14 protein-coding genes are annotated in these 18,372 nt (G+C 44.0%); 11 read left to right on the top strand and 3 right to left on the bottom strand.

The window, feature by feature from the left end; all coding sequences use genetic code 11:
* Position 1 precedes the first annotated feature (1 nt).
* Complete coding sequence (putA, locus tag B2863_RS04015) at positions 2–3,265, bottom strand: bifunctional proline dehydrogenase/L-glutamate gamma-semialdehyde dehydrogenase PutA (RefSeq protein ID WP_296207680.1); 3,264 nt, start codon at positions 3,263–3,265, stop codon at positions 2–4.
* 738 nt (positions 3,266–4,003) lie between these two features.
* A complete protein-coding gene (locus B2863_RS04010) occupies positions 4,004–5,299 on the bottom strand; it encodes an NCS2 family permease (protein ID WP_101204806.1) in 1,296 nt (431 codons plus the stop codon).
* A gap of 628 nt (positions 5,300–5,927) precedes the next feature.
* Between B2863_RS04010 and tolQ the strand changes: the two genes are divergently transcribed.
* From tolQ to B2863_RS03985, 5 genes are all read left to right on the top strand, one after another.
* Positions 5,928–6,650 carry a protein TolQ gene (gene tolQ / locus B2863_RS04005; protein ID WP_296207678.1) on the top strand — a complete coding sequence of 241 codons (723 nt, stop codon included), beginning with the start codon at positions 5,928–5,930 and terminating at the stop codon, positions 6,648–6,650.
* On the top strand, positions 6,647–7,105 hold the full coding sequence (gene tolR / locus B2863_RS04000) for a protein TolR (RefSeq protein ID WP_101204804.1): 459 nt from the start codon (positions 6,647–6,649) through the stop codon (positions 7,103–7,105). Before tolQ ends, tolR begins: the two co-directional genes overlap by 4 nt.
* A 73-nt stretch (positions 7,106–7,178) precedes the next feature.
* A complete protein-coding gene (locus B2863_RS03995) occupies positions 7,179–8,201 on the top strand; it encodes a cell envelope integrity protein TolA (protein ID WP_296207675.1) in 1,023 nt (340 codons plus the stop codon).
* Between the two features lie 136 nt (positions 8,202–8,337).
* A complete protein-coding gene (locus B2863_RS03990) occupies positions 8,338–9,630 on the top strand; it encodes a translocation protein TolB (protein WP_296207673.1) in 1,293 nt (430 codons plus the stop codon).
* A gap of 506 nt (positions 9,631–10,136) precedes the next feature.
* Entirely contained in the window at positions 10,137–11,543 is a 1,407-nt protein-coding gene (locus B2863_RS03985) for a nucleobase:cation symporter-2 family protein (protein WP_296207672.1), read from the top strand.
* A gap of 162 nt (positions 11,544–11,705) precedes the next feature.
* Here the strand turns inward: B2863_RS03985 and B2863_RS03980 are convergent, their stop codons facing one another.
* On the bottom strand, positions 11,706–12,371 hold the full coding sequence (locus tag B2863_RS03980; RefSeq protein ID WP_057759606.1) for a TetR family transcriptional regulator C-terminal domain-containing protein: 666 nt from the start codon (positions 12,369–12,371) through the stop codon (positions 11,706–11,708).
* Between the two features lie 523 nt (positions 12,372–12,894).
* On the opposite strand from B2863_RS03980, the gene uraD reads away from it, so the two are divergent.
* The 6 genes from uraD to B2863_RS03950 all read left to right on the top strand — a co-directional run bounded on the left by uraD (position 12,895) and on the right by B2863_RS03950 (position 18,184).
* On the top strand, positions 12,895–13,428 hold the full coding sequence (gene uraD / locus B2863_RS03975; protein WP_296207671.1) for a 2-oxo-4-hydroxy-4-carboxy-5-ureidoimidazoline decarboxylase: 534 nt from the start codon (positions 12,895–12,897) through the stop codon (positions 13,426–13,428).
* Positions 13,429–13,493: 65 nt separating this feature from the next.
* Positions 13,494–13,862, top strand: a complete 369-nt coding sequence (gene uraH, locus B2863_RS03970) for a hydroxyisourate hydrolase (protein ID WP_296207670.1) — start codon at positions 13,494–13,496, stop codon at positions 13,860–13,862.
* A gap of 111 nt (positions 13,863–13,973) precedes the next feature.
* Positions 13,974–15,341, top strand: coding sequence for a urate hydroxylase PuuD (locus tag B2863_RS03965; RefSeq protein ID WP_296207668.1), 1,368 nt, complete (start codon positions 13,974–13,976; stop codon positions 15,339–15,341).
* A gap of 81 nt (positions 15,342–15,422) precedes the next feature.
* Positions 15,423–16,403 (top strand): allantoinase PuuE, encoded by a 981-nt coding sequence (gene puuE / locus B2863_RS03960; RefSeq protein WP_296207666.1) that lies wholly within the window; start codon positions 15,423–15,425, stop codon positions 16,401–16,403.
* Positions 16,404–16,523: 120 nt separating this feature from the next.
* Positions 16,524–17,654 (top strand): allantoicase, encoded by a 1,131-nt coding sequence (gene alc / locus B2863_RS03955; protein ID WP_414706880.1) that lies wholly within the window; start codon positions 16,524–16,526, stop codon positions 17,652–17,654.
* Positions 17,654–18,184: an ureidoglycolate lyase gene (locus B2863_RS03950; protein ID WP_296207664.1), complete on the top strand. Its 531-nt coding sequence runs from the start codon at positions 17,654–17,656 to the stop codon at positions 18,182–18,184. Before alc ends, B2863_RS03950 begins: the two co-directional genes overlap by 1 nt.
* The last annotated feature ends 188 nt before the right edge of the window (positions 18,185–18,372 follow it).

Genomic DNA, 18,372 nt, shown 5'->3' with positions numbered 1-18,372 from the left:
CTTATGCGAGTTCTGTTTGAGTGGTAGTTTGGGTTTCGGTCGCTGTCATATGAGCAGCTGACTGTTCAGCGTTGACTGCTTCTGAGCTAAGTTGCATGAGACGCGCGACATAGTGCGGGCCACCAGCTTTAGGACCAGTACCTGATAGACCACAACCACCAAATGGCTGTACGTTTACGACCGCGCCGATTTGGTTACGGTTGATGTAAGTGTTACCGACAAAGGCACGGCGCTCAATGTGCTCAACAGTATTTTCGATACGGCTATGGATACCTAACGTCAAACCAAAGCCTGTGTTGTTAATGGCATCAATCAGCTTATTCAAATCACGCGCTTGATAACGCAGTACGTGTAGAATTGGACCAAAGTGCTCACCACCGATCACATCAATGCTCTTCACTTCGATTGCGGTTGGCAATACAAAGGTAGACTTTTCTTGACTGACGACTGAGCTTGAGCTCATCGGCGTCTGTGCCAAAATGGTAGCAGTCGGCTCAGCACTCATACGTTCGATGTGCGCCTCTAAACCATGCTTAGCATCAGCATCAATCACTGGACCTACATCTGTGGCAGCATATAGAGGATTACCTACAGACAGCTCAGCCATATTACCTTGCAATAGCTCGATTAAATCATCCGCCATCTCTTCTTGTACACACAATATGCGACAAGCTGAACAACGCTGACCTGCTGAACCAAATGCTGATAGTACCGCATCTCTAACGACTTGCTCTGGCAGTGCCGTTGAGTCAACGATCATCGCATTTTGACCGCCAGTCTCAGCGATAAAGACAGGCAATTCACCGCTAGCTTGTGCATGATCATTTAAGCTTTGGTTGATACGTTGGGCTGTTTGAGTCGAACCGGTAAATATCACACCTGCGATATTATCAGCAGCCGTCAAAGCACCACCTACGTCGCCTGCACCAATGACCAATTGCAATGCTTCTGCAGGTATACCCGCTTGATACATCAACTGGGCACCAAAATGAGCTACCAAACTGGTTTGTTCAGCAGGTTTTGCTACTACGGTGTTACCTGCAGCAAGTGCAGCTACAATCTGTCCCGTATAGATAGCCAATGGGAAGTTCCATGGACTGATACAAACGAAAGTGCCACGTGCTTTATACACTTGACGAGACTGCTTACCAGCCAAGTCTGTGAACTCATGTACGACATCATCTAGACGCTCTGCTTCGTCAGCATAGAAACGACAGAAATCAACGGCTTCTTTGATTTCATCGATGCCATCTTGCATGGTTTTACCCGCTTCAACTTGGCATAGTGCCATTAGTTCAGCGTAGTTTTCTTCGTATAGCTCAGCGATCTTACGTAATATCTCAGCACGCTTAGCAGCTGGTACATTTTTCCATACATCTTGACCAGCAACAGCAACGTCAATCGCTTGGCGAGCCACTTCAGCGTTAGCATAAGTTACTTTACCAGCACTAACTTCATGATTCCAAGGCGCAAGTACAGTCTGCGTATCAAGCTGATTCGTTTGACCATCTACTTCATAGGTATCAACAGCTTTACCATTAATGATAGAGGTTGCTGACCATGTTTTGTGTAGATGGCTATCAATAGCTAATTTGAACGGCAGCCATTGTGACTCTACAAAGATATTAGGGCCAAAACTTGCACGGCGTTCACCGTAAATCTCTAACGGTAACGGAATGTCTGGATTGTGCAATGTTGCATTACCAAGCAGCTTGTCGTATGGATGCACTGTTAACTTTTCGATTGGGTAAGACTTGTCTAGCAACTGATGAACAAACGAGCTGTTGGCACCGTTCTCTAATAAGCGGCGTACCAAGTACGGTAGCAAGTCTTTATGCGCACCCACTGGCGCATAGATACGTACAGGAATCTCATAAGCTTGCAAAATATGATCATAAAGCGCATCGCCCATGCCGTGCAGACGTTGGAATTCAAAGTCTCTATGTGCACTCATGGTCATGATTGATGACAATGTATGTGCATTATGCGTCGCAAACTGTGGCCAGATTAGGCCGCGCAGATGGTCTGACAATAAGAAGCGCGCACAAGCAAGGTATGCAGTATCCGTACCTTCTTTACGTGTCCAAACTGGATAGCCTGATAGACCTTTTTGCTGAGCAAGCTTGATCTCAGTATCCCAATAAGCGCCTTTTACCAGACGTACTGGAATACGGTCACCGACCTCAGACGACAAACGAGCCAGCCACGCTAATACAGCGATAGCGCGTTTAGAGTACCCTTGTACAACGATACCTAAACCATCCCAGCCCGCCGTTAAATTATCGCGGTACAAAGACTCAAAAAGTTTTAAAGAAATCTCAAGGCGATCTGCTTCTTCAGCATCAATACTGATATCGACATTGACTTCACGTGCTGCTTCAATCAGTAGCAAACAACGCTGACGCAATAAGCCCATTACTTGCGCTTCTTGTGTCGCTTCATAGCGAGGATGCAGTGCTGATAATTTGATAGACACTGACGGTTTTGGCATGCCTTCTTTGACTTTTACGTTGGCCGTGGCTCTGATCGCATGTAGATAGTCGTTGAAGTATTTTTCTGCGTCTTTGTGCGTGATGGCCGCTTCACCTAACATATCAAATGAATAGGTATAGCCTCTATTGCGATATGGCTGGCTGTTTTTATTGGCGTCCTCAATGGTCTCGCCCAATACAAACTGATGACCCATGATACGCATGGCTTTTTGCATCGCACTACGAATGACAGGCTCGCCCATCTTTTTGGTCATACGATCCAAAAACCCTGATGCAGTGGTGCTGCTATCGATACTGACAACACGGCCCGTCATCATCATACCCCAAGTAGAGGCATTGACCATAAAACCATTGTCATTTTTGATGTGCTTTTTCCAGTCAGCCACGCTCATTTTGTCATGAATCAACGCATCAGCTGTATAGTTGTCTGGCACACGAATCAAGGCTTCTGCCAAGCTCATTAGCAAGATACCTTCTTGGGTATCAAGGCTATACTCAAGCAATAATGAGTCGACCATTTTGACGGCTTTGCCATCATTACGTACGTGCTCGACCAGTTTGCGCGTTTGCTCAGCAGCAGCATCGCGTTCTTCTATACTGGGTTTGGCAAGTGGCAATAACTCAGACAACCAACGTTCTTCATCGGCGCTATATAACGGCGAAATACGCTTATTTAGCGCTTCTGCTGACTGGGCGAGATACTCAGGCGACAGCATATCAACAGGATTAAACAAGATCGGCTCTTGCGGGGTAAACTGGTCTACTGGGTTCATAATAACTCCATAACTATCGTTTAAAAACCATAATAAATGGTGCTTTAGGAAGTCTGATCGTCCTGTATAACTGCTCATAACCGCTATCAAAAAATAGGGGTTATTGACGGATATTCACAGCAATAATCAAAAGACCAAACGGCGCCATCACAAAACTAAAAATCCAGCATAGGCTGGAGACGGTTAAGTAGGTCGTTCGACTGTTAAACGGGCTACGTTAACAATACAAAGGCAACAACGAAAAGCTAAGCGGCATTAGTGCCTTCTTCTTGTTAGTAGTGAAAGGAGTGTGATGACCAAATATCGCCTTATTGAACCGAAAAATCGCTCTAATAATCACAAATCTGTCATCTTTGGTGATGCTAATTCACTGTAAGAAAAACCTCTACGGCGTTGATTGAGGTGATGCGCTTAACTCGGCTATAATATCACGAAAGTTTTTTTCAAACTAACGAAATTTATTATTTTCATAAATTAATATATATCTAAATAACAATAACTTACAAGCACTTTATTGGCCATGACGCTTTGGTTACGTTTTTTTGTTTACTATTGCCCATAGTTTGGCATCACCCTGCTTAATACTGGTATCAGAAATACTAAACATTAACTCCCGAAATACAGAACTCAAATTAAAAAGATAGTCTTATAATGCTCACAAAAAAAACCCTCCTTATCATCAGCTGATAAGGAGGGTTTTTTGTTTAAGACGCTATTAATGTCTTACTACACTTTGCATTATAGGAAGATAATCTTGAACAACAATATAGCAGTCAAAATCCAGACAGCGATACTGATATCTGCAAACTTGCCTGCAATTGCTTTTACAGCTGTAAAGGTAATAAAACCAAGTGCGATACCGTCAGCGATAGAGTATGTAAGCGGTGTGAATAGCAATACCACGACTACTGGTGCCGCTTCTGTTAAGTCGCTCCAGTTAATGTCCTTTAGAGTACCCATCATAAGTACGGCTACATAAAAGATAGCGCCAGCCGTTGCATAAGCTGGAATCATACCCGCTAGTGGCGAGAAGAAAATACTGAACAGGAATAGCACACCTACCGTAACAGCCATTAAGCCTGTACGGCCACCTGAGGCGATACCAGAGATACTTTCAATATAACTGGTCGTCGATGAAGTACCTAGTAAAGAACCTGCTACTGTCGCTGTTGAATCAGCGAGTAGTGCTTTGCCCATGTTCGGGATATTGCCATCTTTGTCCGTTAGCTTTGCTTGGCTAGTGGTGGCAATCAAAGTACCAGCAGTATCAAACAAATCCACAAATAAGAAAGCAAAGATCACACTGATCATGCCCACATCAAATGCACCAGCAATGTCTAACTGCATCAGCGTCGGTGCAATAGAAGGCGGTGAAGAGATAATACCTGTGAACTGTGTATAGCCCATTAATAAGCTAATCAGTGCCACCAATAAAATACCAATGGTTACCGCACCTGGGACTCTCTTATAAGACAGGCCAATGATAACAACAAAACCTAGTGAAGCCATGACAGGACCAAACGATGTCATGTCACCAAGGCCAACTAAGGTTGCATCATGATTGACGATGATGCCTGCGCTTTGCAATGCGATAAACGCCAAGAACGCACCAATACCAGCGACTACGCCATTTTTGAGAGACGTTGGAATGGCATTAATGATTGCTTCACGAATCTTGAATAGACTCAATAGTACGAAGATACAACCAGACAAGAACACCGCACCTAACGCTGTCTGCCATGCGTAGCCCATACCAAGCACCACACCATAGGTAAAGAAGGCATTAAGACCCATACCTGGCGCGAGCGCAACTGGTAGTCGGGCGTAGATACCCATAATGAAACAACCTACTGCTGCTGCTATACAGGTCGCTACAAATACGGCCCCTTTATCCATACCCGCATCGGCTAAGACGTTAGGGTTGACAAAGATAATATAAGCCATCGTCAAGAACGTGGTTATACCAGCGATGATTTCTGTTTTGATCGTGGTATTTTCACCATTAATCCCAAAATAGCGTTCAATTGCATTCATAAGTGTCGCCCTCGACTGGCTAATAAAAAGTCATCATTACCTAAAATTGAACATGACCTCAGCGAAAAAATAACGATGCCACAATAAGAATAATGTAGTAACAAAGCGTAACATATTAGACCAGTTATCTTACAAACTCAATCGTTGATAATGTCTATCTCGTACAAAATGCGATTTTGGGAGACTTCAAGACTATTGGTCAGAAAAGCCATATGAAAAGCCACATACAGCCATGTTGCCCTACGCTATTCGAAAAACTACTTTCTATTCGTCATTAAGATAATATTCGGTTTGAGTCAATAATTTTAGATGATAAGTATTTGCTCGGTCATTATTCATGTTATCCAACTAACTATCGAATGAATCAGTAGCAGCCCAACTAAATAGTCGTTTAACACATTAATAATGACCTTTCTCTCATTTAGAAGTAAACTAGGGGGTTATTATACCGATACCTAAATCGCGATACTTACTGTTGCAGCATTTTTCTAAGCACAGTTACAAATTTTTAGTGAAGAAACGTGCTGCGTATTAAATAATAAAAAGTAAATAGTATTTGTTTAGAGGTTGTCTGGTTCGGATATCACTATTCCAGCCAGCTGTTATCAATTATTCGTGAGTCCATTACATGCCTGAATCATTAAATATTGTCGATCTTATTACCCAAGCCAGTCTATTGGTGCAGATTGTGATGGCACTATTGTTATTAGCCTCTTTACTCAGCTGGGTTATTATCTTTCGCATGAGTGCGCGACTTGGTACAGCCAAAAACTTTGATCAACAATTTGAGACTTGGTTTTGGTCAGGCGAAGACTTAGCCAAGCTATATCAAGGCATTCAAGGCTCTCCTGATCGTCAGGGGCTAGAGCAAATTTTTTATGTGGGCTTTTCAGAATACCTAAGAATGCATAAAAAGCGTCAACCTAAAGACGACATTATCGATGGTGTTGAACGCAAGCTACGCGTCGGCCTAGGTCGTCAGCAGCAATTGCTCGAGTCAGGACTGACGACGCTAGCCAGCATTGGCTCCGTTGCTCCGTATATCGGACTGTTCGGTACAGTATGGGGCATCATGAATGCATTCTTGGGACTGTCTCAAACTGAGCAAGCTACCCTCGCCTCTGTCGCTCCCGGTATTGCCGAAGCACTGATCGCCACAGCCATGGGTTTGTTTGCCGCTATCCCTGCGGTATTGGCATACAACCACTTCACAGCAAAATCGAGCCGAATATATGACTCGCGTGCCTTATTTTGTGATGAGATGACGGGCATGCTACAACGTGAGACCAGCGTACAAGCGCCTATTATCAAAGAAACCCAAGTTAATGCAGGTCAGGTGACAGGGCTATGAAACCAAACCCCTACGGCCGTGAAAAAAAAGCCCTTAATGCAGAAATGAACGTCGTTCCTTACATTGACGTCATGCTGGTGTTACTGGTGATATTTATGGTGACAGCGCCGATGCTGATTACAGGTGTCGATGTTGATCTGCCAAAAGAACAAACCAATACCATGAGTCAAAGCCAACTACCTGTGATTGTTTCTTTAACTGACAAGGGTGATATTTTTATCAGCTATGAAAGCAATGTCGATGTGCCAGTAAGTGAGCCTGAGCTGATTAATACTTTATCTAACCTGCAGTCTCAGAGCGATAATAGTAATGCTGAACCAGTACAGGTGATGATTAATGCCGATCAAAACAATCAGTATGGTGCCATCATGACGCTGATGGCAACCTTGCAACAAGCAGGTATCGAAAAAGTTGGATTACTGACCGGTGCACCTCTACCCACGCCTTCTTTATAGTGATAAGCGCCCTTTAGTAAATGTCTTATATCATAATAGCCAATTCTAGTAATCAATCTGACAAATCACGTTCATGAGTGTCCCTACCATGCATAATGCTCCTGCCGTCTATGTACCTACCGAACCAGAAAGCAACGGCCTAACACTGCCTACGTTGCTAAGCTTACTGGCGCATGGCCTTGTCATTGGCATACTGGTCTATAACTATCAAACCACTGAAGTTGAGACTGCTGGTAGTATTGAGACGGTCATGGTATCTCCCGAGCAACTTGCTGAAATGCAAGGACAAATACTGGCTAACCGTGCAGCAGCCAGCGCAATGCAGATGGATAGTAGCACTAGCGACTCGTCCAGTAGTGCTCAGCCAGAAGTGTCTGGTAGTAGCGTCAGTGCGCAAAATCCAAGTCAGCCAAGCTCTCAGCGCGTGCCTGTATTTACACGATCTGAGGAGCCAGCTGGTCAACCCATACTGATGAGCGAAGACCATCAACAACGTCTGCTTGAACAAAATCAAGAGTATGAGCGCAAAATGGCTGAGTGGGCAGCCCAACTAGACGAATCCGCTATGGAAGAGCTTGACCAAGTCGATCAAAGCAAACGTGATCAGCTTATAGAAGAGCAAAAAAGGCTGGGAGAGTTTCGTCAAAAGCAAAACAACCCACCAAAGATAAAACGTCCCACTGCTAGCGATCGCAATATTGAGATTGATACTGCTGGCTCTGGCAATGCAGGGAAAACCTTTAGCCTGTCAGATGGGCAGTCTACTATATCTGGTGATACGTCAACCTCTAGTACGTCCAAGGGCAGTAGCCGCTCTGCATCCAGTGGCAGTCGCGGTGCCAGCAACAGCGAAATCATCAATTTAATCAAGCGCAACTATACGCCGCCTACTGCTGCACGAGGCTCTACTCAACGTGCCACCCTGACCATCACTGTCAATGCAAATGGCGATGTGATCAATGTGACTGCCTCTGGACCTGATAGCACGGTCAACGAAGCGGCAAGACAAGCGGTACTCAATACTGGCAGTCTCCCGATTGATGCTGATGACCCCAAATACCCGACTTTTACCATACAGTTTAAAGGCAGCAATTAATCAGTTGCTAGGTTCTTATAATATTGGTAACGTGACGTTAAGCGGCTTGTCTCGCATAGGTTGCTGCCTCATCTAGATGCTTGTCTCATTAAATAAAAAATGAATATCATACTAATTTTAGGAGCTCCATTTACCCATGCGTACCCACAAAAAACTACTAGTATCGTTACTCGCCAGCACTTCAGCATTGCTGGTATCGCAAAGCGTGCTCGCTGCACCTGTTGTACTAGAACTGGACTATGAGATTCCTGTCCAACAAAACCAAGTTGCGTTTGTATCGTTTGCGGGTGACTCGGTTTTGTCACCGATTATATTAAATGACTTGAGTAAAACCGAGTTAAAAGTAACCAATCAAGATCTACCGCAGCAGCCGCACAGTAGTAAAGAGCTGACAGGTACATTACCTGTTTGGCAAAGCATGGGCATACCGTATCTGGTTGTCGGCAGTACGCGTACCAATCGTGGTAAAATAATCACCGATTATGAAGTCATCGATGTCAAATCTGGTCGTGTGATAGAAGGCAAGCAAAGCCTAAGCGCTGACAACAATAGAGAAAGCATGCGTTATGCCGGTCATGTCATCGCAGATAAAGTGTACGAGCTGATTACTGGTATTCCAGGGGATTTCTCAGGACGCATTGCTTATATTGAAGAAACAGGGACTGGCAAGCAAAAGATCTCTCGTCTCAAAGTGATGGATGCTGATGGCGAAAATGCTAGAACCATTACTGAAGTAGCAGGCTCTATCTTCTCACCAGCATGGTCACCTGATGGCAACCGTATTGCCTACTCAGTACAACGTGAAAAATCATATCCCGTCATCTACGTGCAAAACGTCAGTGGCGGCGGCGCAACTGCCCTGACGCCTTTTTCAGGTAGCAACCTAAGCCCTTCATTCTCTCCTGATGGCAGCAAGATATTATTCTCTAGTAGTTTTGAAGGCAGCGCTGATATCTATGAGATGAGCGCCAGCGGCGGTACACCTAGAAGGCTCACCAATTTACCAAGTAGTGAAGTACAACCAAGCTATGCACCAGACGGCAAATCTTTCGTGTTTGTCAGTGATAAAACTGGCTTTAATAAGCCGCAAATCTATCGCTACGAGTTTGCCACAGGCCAAACGACTAAAGTGTCAAACGGGGGTTATGCAACCAGCCCGCAGTTTAGCAGTGACGGTACACAAATTGCCTTTTTGAGTGGGCGCTCAGCAGCTATTATGAATAGCAATGGTGCGATCACTACCAATCTTGGCAATACAGGTATCGACGAAGCACCAAGCTTCTCACCAAACGGCAAACGCGTGGTCTACGCATCGACCCAAGGCGGCAAAGGCGTACTGACCATCAAATCTCTCAACGGTGGCGAAGCGTTTGGTAAGTCAGGACAAGGCGTTATCCGATCACCCGTATGGTCATCAAGCCCAAAATAACTGGTCTCCACCAAAGTAGCAATTTTGGTTATAGTGGAATAGATATCAATTATTGAGCAAAGTTGAAAAAAGCTCCAATCATAGTCGTTATGGTTGGGGCTTTTTTTGATTAAAAAACAGCAATAGATATAACGATAAATCTTAGTACTTATATATTCTCAATGGTCAGCCCCCCTCCTTCTTTGATCTACTTTCCAATGTTACCTAACCCTCCCTCCTTCGTAACAAACCTGTAAACGCAATAGTACCCAAAAAAACATTGCAATGACTTGTATTTTACCTATACCCTAAATATACCTGACTAATTGGTCAGGTTGTTCAAATATTAGCCAACATATATTAGTTATTTTTATTACTTATCTTACAGACGGATGCGTACCCCTATTGTTCACATCGATAAAAAACAAGTCAAAGATTGGGTTAAAACTTTGATCTCGTGATCTACCACATTGTCTGATATCTACAGTTAAATGGGTACTAAGCAGTTATTTTAGGAGGAAACCACCATGAGTGAAAACGTTCCAGCGAATACCGATTTACTGTATAGACTGCATGACCGTCCCACCCCCATTAAAGCTTTTTTAGGTGCTATACAGCACGTACTTGCAGCGTTTGTAGGTATCATCACACCCTCTCTTATCATAGGTGGCACATTAGGTTTAGGAGAGCATATCCCCTACCTTCTCAGTATGTCATTGATAGTATCTGGCGTCGCAACCTTTATTCAGACTCGTAAAGTAGGCCCTATTGGCTCTGGCCTCATGGCATTACAAGGCACCAGTTTTGGATTTTTGGCAGCGGTACTGACAGCAGGGTTTGTAGTAAAAAACCGCGGCGGTGGTCCAGAAGAGATATTATCCGTTATTTTTGGCGTTTCCTTTCTCGGTGCATTTGTTGAGATATTTTTGAGTCAGTTTATTACCAAACTCAAATCTTTTATGAGCCCTATTGTTACAGGCTGCGTGATTGTCACGATTGGTTTATCATTAACCAAGGTAGGTCTGACCGACTTAGCGGGCGGGTTTGGTGCTGAAGATTTTGGCAGTATTCCAAACTTACTTTTGGGCGGTGGTGTGCTGGCAAGTGTCGTACTGATTAGTATCATCAACAATAAAGTCATTCGCTCAAGCGCCATCTTTGTCGGTTTGATGCTCGGCCTTATCGCGGCCATATTTATGGGACGTATCGATTTCTCACTGGTTTCTGAAGCGGCTTTCTTTACAGTGCCAATCCCTTTTAAATATGGCTTTGGTTTTGATTGGCAGGCTTTTATTCCTATTGCCTTTATGTACATCATTACCAGTATCGAGACCTCAGGCGATCTGACAGCTACCTCGATGATATCAGGTGAACCGATCAAAGGCCCTCTCTATGAGAAACGCATCAAAGGCGGCGTACTAGGAGATGGTGTTAACTCTCTGATTGCGGCGGTATTCAATACCTTCCCTGTGACAACCTTTAGCCAAAACAATGGTGTGATCCAAATGACAGGTATTGCCAGTCGCTATGTGGGTTTCTATGTGGGCGGCATTCTATGCCTGATGGGACTATTCCCTGTCCTTGGTGCTATTTTTACGCAGTTACCGAAGCCTGTCGTTGGCGGCGTCACGCTACTGATGTTTGCGACTGTGGCGACTGCTGGCATTCGTATTTTATCTACCGTGCAATTTACGCATCGTAATGTCTTAATCATTGCCACCTCACTGGGTCTGGCAACGGGTATCGCCTTTGTCCCTGATGTACTGTCACAAACGCCGCAGTTCTTTCAGAATATCTTCGGCTCAGCGGTAACGATGGCAGGGATTGTGGCTATCACGCTTGATATGATTTTACCCAAAAACTATGGCATCGAGTTTGATACCAAAGCACAGCATGCTGACGACGGTTTAGAACCAACGCAAGAAGTAGCGTAAGGGTAAGAAAAAGCTAGGGTTAAATATATCGAAGTGTTTCGCCGTAAACGAGGTGCATAAACAGGCAAATAGCAACAGTCTATGCACCTCGCTTATTAAGTATCTCACTTATTAAATAAGCATCCTGTCAAATAAGCACTTTTTCAAATAGCTATCTTGTTATCATTCAAGGCCACAGCCCTTTAAAATAAAAGGCACCAGAAAGTCTGCCGCACGCGCTTCATCTGCTGCGTCATACGCCGTCTTATCCATTAATCCAACGATTTCAATCTCAAATTCAGCATAACGTTGGGTAGTCGCCCAAATCAAAATCAGTAGTTGTAGAGGGTCAGTAATCCCAATTTTGCCTTGCTTGTGCCACTCTTTCATTACCTGTGCTTTATCGTGTACCCACTCCTTCATCGTAGTGGACATAAATTCATGCAAATGCGGTGCACCGCCGATGACTTCAATCGCAAACAGTTTATGACGACTTGGATTAACAAAGGCTTGATGTAGCTTGGTACGGACGAATTTTTCGATGACTGTTTTTGGGTCGCTATCTACTGTCATGGTTACCAAACCTTCGTTCCATTCTTGAATGATCGAACGCAGCACTGCCATGTAGAGATTCTTTTTATTTTTAAAGTAATAGTGAACATTGGCTTTAGGTAAGCCTGCTCTATCAGCTATACCCTGCATCGTAGCGCCGCGATAGCTTTGGAGCACAAACTCTTCTTCAGCTGCCGCTAAGATAAGCGCTTGATTCTGTGCGCGAATGGCTTGTTGGCTACGGTGCGAGGGCGTATCAGTCACTGAGGTTTCTTCCTTTTGATTGTTTTGAGTCATAGCAGTGGTATCTCACTCTAAGAGACAGGTTCGACAAGATAGTCGCTATATTTCACTATGTATTCTTATATAAACACATAGATTTGATCAGCATAACCTGTTAAATAAAAATATTTCGCATAAAACAGTTGACCAATTAGTCAGGTTTTAGCAAAATGGGAACTGTAAATCAATCACGCCGTCATTAATTACCTCTTGCCAGACGTTTTGGACGGCTAAAATATCAGTGTTTCCTTAGCAAATCTGTTTAATATTGTCAGTTCACTATAACTTGAAATTATGCAAAGCGTATATAAACGCCAAAGCTCTGACTACGAACACATAGATTATCGACTTTTGATTTTATGCAAATTAATCGCTGCTAGCTTAATCAAATTATTCATGAAGCTGAAGCAACCGCTACTTATCAAAATTACTGCTTATACCTATAAGTTTATGCAAATAATCATAAGGTATAAACCTCTATCAAACATTTATCGCCCGATACAGATAATGGGCTGCCTTATTAGAAAAGGATGTCATCGTGAGCTTAACCTTAGCGCAATTCAACGATTTATCACAAGAAGTCGCCATCGCCCAATTATTGACTTGCTGCACCAGTAAAAGCTGGGCCTATAAACTTGCAGACGCCCGCCCTTTTGCAGACGTTGATGGACTGCTAGCAAGTAGCGACGCTATCTGGAACAAAGTACAAAATGATGAGGCTAACTTATTAGAAGCGTTTGATGGGCACCCGCAAATCGGTAACGTGGCATCTCTAAAAGAAAAATACCGCAACACACAAAGTAGCGCCGCACACGAACAATCAGGTGCTAACGATGCAGCCGATGAGGTGCTCGAAGCACTTGCCAAAGGCAATCGAGACTATCTTGATAAATTTGGTTTTATTTTTATTGTCTTTGCGACCGGCAAAAGAGCGCAGCAAATGCTAGATCTGTTATTAGCGCGCTTGTCTAACGATCGTGCTACTGAACTGGCAAATGCAGCCGCTGAACAAAATAAAATTACGCGTCTACGTTTAACTAAATTACTAGGTAATGCTTCGACAAGCAAATAGTAGTCGCAGAGTTAGACTAGCATTTTCACCCTATTTATATTTCTCACAAATTTAAAGGAAGCATTATGTCTGCCACGCTATCATCACATATCTTAGACACTCACCTTGGCAAACCTGCCGCTGATGTCGCCGTTACCTTACACCGCGTACAAGACAATGGTGTCGCCACATTATTGGCACATGGCACAACCAATAGTGATGGCCGTGTCATACCAGATGCTTGGCAATTTGATACAGCCATCGATAGCACAGAGCATCAGCTAAATACCGGACGCTATACCATAACGTTCGATACTCAGTCTTATTTTGATGCTCAGCAGCTGACAGCATTTTATCCGCAAGTGGTTATCGACTTTGTGGTAAACGATGCCAGTCATTATCACGTACCGCTCCTGCTTAGTGCGCACGGTTATAGTACCTATCGCGGATCGTAACTTTGGTGCTATTTAGCTCTCTGCGTTGTTATTAGTGTTCAAGAAATACTATCAAAAGAAATTATCAAGACATTTTATTAAGACACTGTCATATTAAAGGACATTTATTACATGGGCGCCTATCTTCTCGAATGGTTGAGTTTATTTTTCCGCTGGTTTCATGTTATCGCTGGAGTAGCATGGATTGGTGCATCGTTTTATTTTGTGTGGCTAGATCTAAGCCTACGCAAACCGCCACAGTGGAAAACTGACAAAGGCATTTCGGGTGATCTTTGGGCCGTCCATGGCGGCGGGTTTTATGAAATTGCCAAATACAAACTCGAACCAGAGGAGATGCCAAAGACGCTACATTGGTTTAAGTGGGAAGCGTATACCACTTGGCTGACGGGTGCAGCGATGATGTCTATCGTCTATTATGCCAATGCAACTGCCTACCTGATCGATCCAAGCAAAGTGCCTTTTACCAGTATTGGTGCCATTGCGACAAGCTTGCTATTTTTATTTGGTAGTTACTTTATTTATGAAGTCATTGTGCGCAGTCATTTGGGTAAAAATGCCTTTATCTTTAGCACCTTGATTTTTATCTTGCTGGTCATCGCAAGCTGGGGCTCTTATCAACTGTTTAGTGATCGCGCCTCATTTATACATATCGGTGCTATCTTGGGCACGGTGATGGTAGGTAACGTATTCTTCGGTATTATGCCAGCTCAGCGCGCACTCGTTGACTGTGTGCGGCGCGGCGAAAAGCCTGGTAAAGAAGTGGCTGAATTAGCATTACAAGCCAAAAATCGCTCACTAATGAATAACTACTTTACCCTACCGCTCATCTTTACCATGATCAGCAACCATTACCCAATGATGTATGCTCATGAGAAAGGTTGGTTGGTATTGGTCTTCGTCGGTATCATTACCGCGACTGCGCGTCATTACTTTAACCAAAAGCACTTAGGTCATAAAAAACCACGCTACTTGGTCATTCCAGCCGTATTAACCGTATTGTTGATTATTTGGATGCGACCTGAGCCGATTGAGCCATTGCCTGCAATGCCTGCTACTGCCTCCGTAGCACCTACAACGACTGATAGCACGCCGCCAGCTACAAGCGCGACTACTGACTCAAGCACTGATACTGTTGCTAACGCTAATAGCAATTCTGATAGTAGTGCTATTAGCAGTGCTAATAAAAGTATTAGCACTGATGCAGCTACTGCTGAAGCCGTACCTGTGAGCGCATCAGCAGATGACGCTATGATGGATGTCGTGCATACGCGCTGTAGTACTTGTCATGCGGTACAACCGACGCAACAAGGCTTCGCCGCGCCGCCAGCAGGAATCATTTTGCAAACACCAGAAGACTTAAAAATTCATAAAGCGAAAATCGTCACTGCGGTACAGACTGGCTATATGCCGCTTGGTAATATTACTCAGTTGACGGATGCCGAGCGCCAACAGCTCGTAGCCTATGCATCATCACTTTAATTTGTGATAAAAAATAACTGTCCTTTACGAGCAATATTCAAACAAATATCTAAGGCTCTAAGCGATATAGGAACATAAATAATGAGCAAAAAAATCACCAGTGATTTTGATCAAAATACATACCCACGCGACCTAAAAGGCTACGCTGGCAATCCACCGAAAGCGAACTGGCCAGGTGGCGCAAAAATCGCCGTACAGTTTGTATTAAACATCGAAGAAGGTGCAGAAAATAGCGTCATCCATGGCGATGGCCAATCAGAGCGTTTTTTGTCTGATATCTTAGGCACACCAGAATTTAACAACCGTCACCAGTCTATTGAGTCTGCATTCGAATACGGTAGCCGTGTCGGTGTATGGCGTGTATTAGATGTCTTTAAAGATTATGGTATTCCTATCACCACGTTTACCTGTGCCGCCGCTGCTGAAAAGACCCCGCATATCATCGAGCGTGTATTAGAAGACGGTCATGAGATTGCCAGTCATGGTCTACGCTGGATCACTTATCAGGATATGTACCGTGAGACCGAGCGTGAACACATTCGCTGTGCCACCCAAATATTTCAACGTATGCTAGGCGGCCAACCTCTTGGTTGGTATACAGGACGTGATAGTCCAAATACTCGTGAACTGGTCGCTGAACAAGGTGGCTATACCTATGACTCTGACTCGTACGGTGATGAGTTACCCTACTGGCTCAATGTAAAGGTCCAAGATGGCAATCTGATCACGCGCAAGCCGCATTTGGTCATACCTTATAGTCTAGAGACCAATGACATGCGTTTTTCTTCTAGCCCGGGGTTCACCCATGCTGAACCATTTTACCAATATCTAAAAGATAGCTTTGATACCTTATACGAAGAAGGCGCACACACCCCTAAAATGCTGACCATTGGCTTGCATTGTCGCATTATCGGACGTGCAGGACGCATCAAAGCGTTAAAGCAGTTTTTGCAATATATCACCGCTAAGCCTGACGTATGGATATGCCGCCGTGATGATATCGCCAAGCACTGGTACGAAAACCATCCTGCCACGCCGGACAACACGGCTAACTGGATGTAAGCTTAGTCTATCGTCCTAGTATCCGTTCTGCTTAGCTGAGCGAGTGCGAATTAGCATAGATTAATATATAAAATAATACATACGTTATTAATAAACACCATTATTAAAAAAGGAATCATTGTGAGTCAAAACACTTCAGAAGTTGGACAAATTATTTCCGCAAACAATCTACCTGATACCCTGCCAGCGTTTACCAAGAAATCAAACGTCGCTGACAGTCGCTTGGGTGCAAAATCACTATTCGCTACCGATGACTTCTTTGCGGATAAAAGCCGTATTCTAAATCCTGATGCACCTATATTTGTCGTGGGTAAGTTCGATGACAACGGTAAGTGGATGGACGGCTGGGAAACTCGTCGCAAGCGCCACTTGGGTTACGATTATTTAGTTATCCAGCTTGCGCGCCCAACCAAAATTTCTGGTCTCGATATTGATACCAGTCACTTCACGGGTAACTTCCCCTCTTCAGCTAGCGTCGATGCTTTATACGCGCCCGAGCTACTGCAGCAAGATGAAGCTGAACTTACTAGTCTAAGCAAAGAAGATTGGGACAATAAAAATTGGCAGGCACTAGTGGGTATGACCCCGCTTCAAGGTCACAATCATGAGCTTGTCGAGATTGATCATGAGCAAACGGTCACCCATATTCGTTTAAACATTTATCCAGATGGCGGCGTTGCCCGACTACGTGTCTATGGTGATATTCAACTTGATGCGAGCCTAAATACACAAGATGAGACACTTGACTTAGCGGGCGCATTAAATGGTGGTCGTGCCATTGCCAGTAACGATGCGCACTTTGGTGCGGCTAGTAATTTACTACTACCAACTAAAGCGCCTAACATGGGTGATGGTTGGGAGACTCGTCGTCGCCGTGAGCCAGGCAATGACTGGTGCATCATCGCACTAGGTCAAGCAGGTATCGTTGATTCCATCGAGATAGATACTGCCCACTTTAAAGGCAATTACCCTGATAAAGTCTCGATCCAAGCCGTCTACTCTCCAAATACACCAGAGCAAACTTTAGTGACTCAGAGTATGTTTTGGGAAACCCTACTTGAACCACAAAAAACCAATGCGGATGACATTCATCACTTTGGTAAAGACAAGCTTCAACTTGATAAACCCATCACTCATATTCGGGTCAATATCTTCCCAGATGGTGGTATCAGCCGTGTACGCGTGTATGGCAAAATTGCTAAGGCTAATATTGACACTGGTACTGATGTTGATAGTAAAGAGGCTAAATAATGAGTGTAACTTTAACAGCTAAGCCTTTAACCAAGGCAAACTTTGCCCCTTACGGCTCGGTTATCGAGCGCTATAGTGATAATGAGCAAACGGCTGACAATACTTATGAGATCAATAATGGCTATGCGGTTCGTCATCATGCACTTGCCGAAAGTAAATTAGACGGTGGTGCAGTTGGCATGAGTATCTTTCGAGCCAAAAAACGTGAGAACCCGATTGCACTCTCAGTCATGGAATACCATCCGCTTGGAACACAGGCGTTTGTATCTATGGAAGGCCAAGACTATATCGTCGTGGTCGCTAAAGCTGGTGTGCCGCCGCAGTCGCCTGATGACCTAACAGTGTTTTATGCGAAATCTCACCAAGGTGTACAGTACGATGCTAATGTCTGGCATCACCCACTACTCGCGCTTGGGCGTGACAGTGATTTCTTAGTTATTGATCGTATCAATGGCGAGGGTAATAACTGTCATGAGATTGATATCACGGATTGGCATGTGTTTATTGAGTTAGAAAACGAATGCAGTTAATTGAATAAAAAATAGTCGCATCCAACAAGTACAAACTTAACGCCAGCTAATTTCTATTAGCTGGCTTTTTTATGTTCATTGAGTTATTAAATCATATGCCTATCAATTGATTAAGACCCGTCAGACGACCCAACTTGGGGCACATGGATATCCATTTTGGTGCTTTTATGGCGCATCTGATTCTTCGA

This window comes from Psychrobacter sp. UBA3480 (genome assembly GCF_002377945.1).
Taxonomy (GTDB): domain Bacteria; phylum Pseudomonadota; class Gammaproteobacteria; order Pseudomonadales; family Moraxellaceae; genus Psychrobacter.
The sequence above is the reverse complement of the archived record's forward strand: the minus strand, read 5'-3'. Positions and strand labels throughout refer to the sequence as shown.

Excerpts from the sequence above, each read along its gene's own strand:
- putA (WP_296207680.1), bottom strand. The coding sequence starts at position 3,265 with ATGAACCCAGTAGACCAGTTTACCCCGCAAGAGCCGATCTTGTTTAAT.
- B2863_RS04010 (WP_101204806.1), bottom strand. The coding sequence starts at position 5,299 with ATGAATGCAATTGAACGCTATTTTGGGATTAATGGTGAAAATACCACG.
- tolQ (WP_296207678.1), top strand. The coding sequence starts at position 5,928 with ATGCCTGAATCATTAAATATTGTCGATCTTATTACCCAAGCCAGTCTA.
- tolR (WP_101204804.1), top strand. The coding sequence starts at position 6,647 with ATGAAACCAAACCCCTACGGCCGTGAAAAAAAAGCCCTTAATGCAGAA.
- B2863_RS03995 (WP_296207675.1), top strand. The coding sequence starts at position 7,179 with ATGAGTGTCCCTACCATGCATAATGCTCCTGCCGTCTATGTACCTACC.
- B2863_RS03990 (WP_296207673.1), top strand. The coding sequence starts at position 8,338 with ATGCGTACCCACAAAAAACTACTAGTATCGTTACTCGCCAGCACTTCA.
- B2863_RS03985 (WP_296207672.1), top strand. The coding sequence starts at position 10,137 with ATGAGTGAAAACGTTCCAGCGAATACCGATTTACTGTATAGACTGCAT.
- B2863_RS03980 (WP_057759606.1), bottom strand. The coding sequence starts at position 12,371 with ATGACTCAAAACAATCAAAAGGAAGAAACCTCAGTGACTGATACGCCC.
- uraH (WP_296207670.1), top strand. The coding sequence starts at position 13,494 with ATGTCTGCCACGCTATCATCACATATCTTAGACACTCACCTTGGCAAA.
- B2863_RS03965 (WP_296207668.1), top strand. The coding sequence starts at position 13,974 with ATGGGCGCCTATCTTCTCGAATGGTTGAGTTTATTTTTCCGCTGGTTT.
- puuE (WP_296207666.1), top strand. The coding sequence starts at position 15,423 with ATGAGCAAAAAAATCACCAGTGATTTTGATCAAAATACATACCCACGC.
- B2863_RS03950 (WP_296207664.1), top strand. The coding sequence starts at position 17,654 with ATGAGTGTAACTTTAACAGCTAAGCCTTTAACCAAGGCAAACTTTGCC.